Source organism: Microcystis sp. M49636_WE2 (assembly GCF_030065375.1).
Lineage (GTDB): Bacteria > Cyanobacteriota > Cyanobacteriia > Cyanobacteriales > Microcystaceae > Microcystis > Microcystis aeruginosa_C.
Genome location: NZ_JASJFG010000781.1, coordinates 1 through 3,920 on the forward strand (window position 1 = coordinate 1; position 3,920 = coordinate 3,920).

The window sequence follows — 3,920 nt, forward strand, 5'->3', positions numbered from 1 at the left end:
CTCGCCAAAATCAGCAGGATAAAGCCTAAATACTGACCGATAACGATATGACGACGGCGAAAAAGTTTATTGACCTGGGTAAAAAGAATCGTCAAAATCAGGATGTCATCGAGATTAGTGGCAATAAAGGCCGCTATTGCTGTGGATATGGCAGTAATCATGGTAGTCATAGGATTTTTTTCCTTAATCGGGTCTTCTGATCTCGATCGCCCTACTTCTACTCTAGAAAGAGCCATTAATAAAATCAAATATTCTTTCTTGTTGATTTAATAAATTAAAATGATGGAAAGACCAATAGAGACGGAAAACCCATTGCCATGGCCAGAATGACCCTAGATCAACTGGAAATCTTTCTAGCGACTGCTGAACATCTCCACTTCACCAAAGCAGCAGAAGCTTTATATATCACCCAACCGGCCGTCAGTGCCGCCATTGCCTCCCTAGAAAATGAATACGGGGTGAAATTATTCCATCGCGTCGGTCGTCACATCGAGATCACGGAAACAGGACGTTTACTGCAATTAGAAGCGCAACGCATTCTCACCCAGGTAACTTTGACAGAAAGGGGATTGGCGGAATTCAACGACTTGCAACGGGGAGAACTACAATTAGGGTCGAGTTTGACTATTGGTAACTATTGGCTGCCGGCAAAAATTAGCGATTTTCAGGAGCGCTATCCAGCAATTAAGATCAACTGCACCCTAGCTAATACGGAAGAAATCTGTCTGGGTACGGCTAACGGACGTTTTGACCTAGCATTAATCGAGGGAGAAGTCAAGAGTGATTTAACACATTGTTTAGAACAGGAGATCGTCGGCAGCGATCGCTTATTAATCATTGTCGGACGTTCTCATCCCTGGTATAAAAGAGAGGCGATCGAATTGCCGGAATTAGTGGAAACCCCTTGGGTAATGCGAGAATCGGGATCGGGAACTCAACAAAGATTCGAGGAAGCTTTACAGAATTGGGGCATCGATTTACGCACATTAAAGGTGACTTTGCTGTTAAATACGGGGGAAATGGTGAAAGCAATCATCGAGAATAGTTTGGCAGCGGCCGGCATTTCCGAATTAATGGTTCAAAAGGAATTAGAATTAGGCACATTGCGATCGATTCGAGTCATCGATACTTCCAGTTCATACCCTCGTTATCTCGAATTTATGCGCCCTTTTTTAAAAATAAAACACCGTCAGCGCTTTCAACCCCGGGTCTGTCAAGTTTTCGAGCAGATGTTGTAATCTGATAGCAATCACCGAAAATTAACTAGAGCAAAAATAAAGATATGTAGGGGAAATTATTTTTGGCAAAAGAGATGGGGAATGAGGTAATATAAATCTCTCCTTTTAACTCTCAAAAATTGTCATCTATAATATTTTTAGCCGACAAGTTCTTGGGCTTTCTGAGAAAGAACCTCATCCATCCAAGCATTGATACTTTTACCTTTTTTAGTTGCTGCTAAATAGATTTTACGATGAATTTCGGGGGTTGTTTGATAAGGTAGCTTTCCTGAAAAAGGTTGATCGGGTTCTTCTCCTAATTCTTGGCAAAATTCTAGATAGTCATCAACAGATTCATGAAAACACTGTACAGCTTCTTCAATAGTTTTGCCGTGAAAAGTAATCACATCTTTAATGTCAATGACGATTCCAGAGATCAGATTATCGTCAAAGTCAATTTCAAATTTACCTGTATATCCTTTATAAGTTGTGGTGTACATAGTTTTTGTTTCTCTCAATAAATAATCAATAATTGAGGCAATTAAATGATATTAGCATTTTCTAAAAAGAGGCGTATATCCTTGTCTGAATTGCATTCAGAACTCGCTGTTGCTTTTTTTTCATTGAGTAAGGTTCAGTAACTTTTTTTCGTATTATATCAGTATTTTTAGAAAAAGGAAGACTCTCTACGGTATTATTTAATCTATCAATAGGATTGGTTTGAACCCTTTACTTGTAATGCTGATTCTTTTTTCACTCTCTCCCTTCAATAATTTTAATTTCTTCCTCGCTTAATCCATAGAGTTTATAAACAATTAGATCGATTAATTCATCGGTCGTGCTTAATTGTTGTTTTAGGGGCAAAAGTTTATCTAGACTGGTTTGATATTCTTTTTCTAGGGTTTCCTGTATTTGACGATCTAGCAAGTTAACGGTAATTTTCTTTTTGTTCTTTTTCAGTATCTCCCACAGTTGATCGCAGCTAAGATGAGGTTCGCTTTTTTGGTAGTCACCGAGATAGTTTTGGATTTTTGATTTGTTGGTTAAATTATCGATCGCACTACCGATTATTCTCTCTAAATATCTTAAAAAGCTTTTGATTTCTTTTTGTTTTTCCCGATTTATCTCGATCATCTGTTCTGCTAAGTAGGCCAGAATATCATGGACTATATCGGTTTCTTCTCTCCTAATATGTTCCTCGATTTCTTTTAATATTTCTTGCTTTTCTTGATAACTTTTGATAAGTTTCTCTAAACTCTGTTGACGGCGATCGCTTTTGGTGTTAAAAGATATTTTTCGGATGGGGATGTTCTCCATGTATTGACCAAAAAATCTTAATCTACCTTGCTTCTCTGTATCCCCCAATACAGCACTGTTTTGAGACATATAAAAGAAAATTAAGCTGGAATTTAAAAGAGCTAGTAAATAATAACTTTGGCTAGGAATTAAATAGGTAGTATTGATTGAGTAAAAGCCATTATTATCTAAAGTAAAGCGCGATTCTTTAGCAATATCTGGATAAATAATTTTAGGTTTTTCAAAAATATCATAATAAGTGCAAGATCTTAATTCCCACCAAAACTGTCCTTGATCACATCTTTTTCTAGCTTTTTCTGCAAAACCCTCAAGATGTTTAGTAAGAGAAGGGTATAATGAAGAAAGATAATTCCAAGCTAATTTTTCCTGATCTGTATCTATTTTTTGTTTTGTCCATCCCCAGGGAATCAATAATAAATATAAGTCCCGATTCTTGATTTCATATTTCCTTAAATCATCTCCTACTATTAAAGACTTGATAAATTGTTGATTGTTTGGGTCAGTTCTTACTAAATATTCTTTGATATTTTTGTCAATCACAAATGCTTCGTTACATCCTATTTTAATTCCCAGATAAATCTGATTGTTTACATATTCACTCAGAAAAACAGCTTTTTTTTGTAATTTTTCGACAATTGTAGCAATCTGATTTTTAGCTAAGGACCAACCTTCCACAGACAAGCTATTTTCACATACATAATATGACAGATCATTAATCACATCAATTAAACTATTGAATTTGAGAGACTTAATCTTTGATACTAAAACATTTTGTTGACCTACAATATTATTTTCAATCAGTAGAATAGATGGAAAAGTTGCCGCTTCCGAAAAAACAGGCAATTCTCCAAAATCGATAATTTCTTTTATAGTTGTTTGCTGGGTTAGAAATTGTCTTAATTTCGTTCCATAATTAGCACGCATAAATTTATTTGATATAATCAAACCCAAGTGACCTCCTTGCTGTAAGGATAGTAACCCCATTTCGACAAAATAAACGTATAAATCGGCAACTCCATGAAAAGATTGATAATTTTCTTTTAGAAAGGGTTTAATATCTTTTAATCCTTCTTGTCGAACATAAGGAGGATTACCGATTACTGCATCAAAACCGGGGTTATCCTTCCAAGAAGCGGAATCAAGATCGATAAAAACTTCAGGAAATTCCAGATCCCAATGAAAAAAACGCTTACTTTTATATAAACTAGCTGCTTGGTCTAAAATTCCTTGATCTGATCGGGGTATCTTATCCCAATTAATTGCCGATATATTACCACCGTAGCGCTGCAGAAACTCGATAGCAGTTTTAACCCCAAAAAAGCGAGAAAGGAAAACATCTAATAAACGCTTGTAGGGTTTAGCTTGACTATCAAAATCACGGAATAA

Annotated in this window: 3 protein-coding genes and 1 pseudogene; 1 reads left to right on the top strand and 3 read right to left on the bottom strand. The window is 36.0% G+C overall.

Features of this window, described 5'->3' with window-relative positions:
* Positions 1-170: pseudogene (locus tag PX484_RS17915) on the bottom strand (cadmium resistance transporter); the annotation flags it as partial.
* A 147-nt stretch (positions 171-317) separates the two neighbouring features.
* Between PX484_RS17915 and PX484_RS17920 the strand changes: the two are divergent.
* Positions 318-1,238: a LysR substrate-binding domain-containing protein gene (locus tag PX484_RS17920; protein ID WP_287688612.1), complete on the top strand. Its 921-nt coding sequence runs from the start codon at positions 318-320 to the stop codon at positions 1,236-1,238.
* A 137-nt stretch (positions 1,239-1,375) separates the two neighbouring features.
* Here the strand turns inward: PX484_RS17920 and PX484_RS17925 are convergent, their stop codons facing one another.
* Together PX484_RS17925 and PX484_RS17930 are read right to left on the bottom strand one after the other, a co-directional pair.
* A complete protein-coding gene (locus PX484_RS17925; protein WP_002767352.1) occupies positions 1,376-1,717 on the bottom strand; it encodes a type II toxin-antitoxin system HicB family antitoxin in 342 nt (113 codons plus the stop codon).
* 253 nt (positions 1,718-1,970) lie between these two features.
* Positions 1,971-3,920 (bottom strand): Eco57I restriction-modification methylase domain-containing protein (locus tag PX484_RS17930; RefSeq protein WP_288104984.1); only part of this gene is annotated, 1,950 nt, incomplete at its 5' end.

Coding starts and splice junctions, on each gene's coding strand:
- PX484_RS17920 (WP_287688612.1), top strand. CDS start 318: ATGGCCAGAATGACCCTAGATCAACTGGAAATCTTTCTAGCGACTGCT.
- PX484_RS17925 (WP_002767352.1), bottom strand. CDS start 1,717: ATGTACACCACAACTTATAAAGGATATACAGGTAAATTTGAAATTGAC.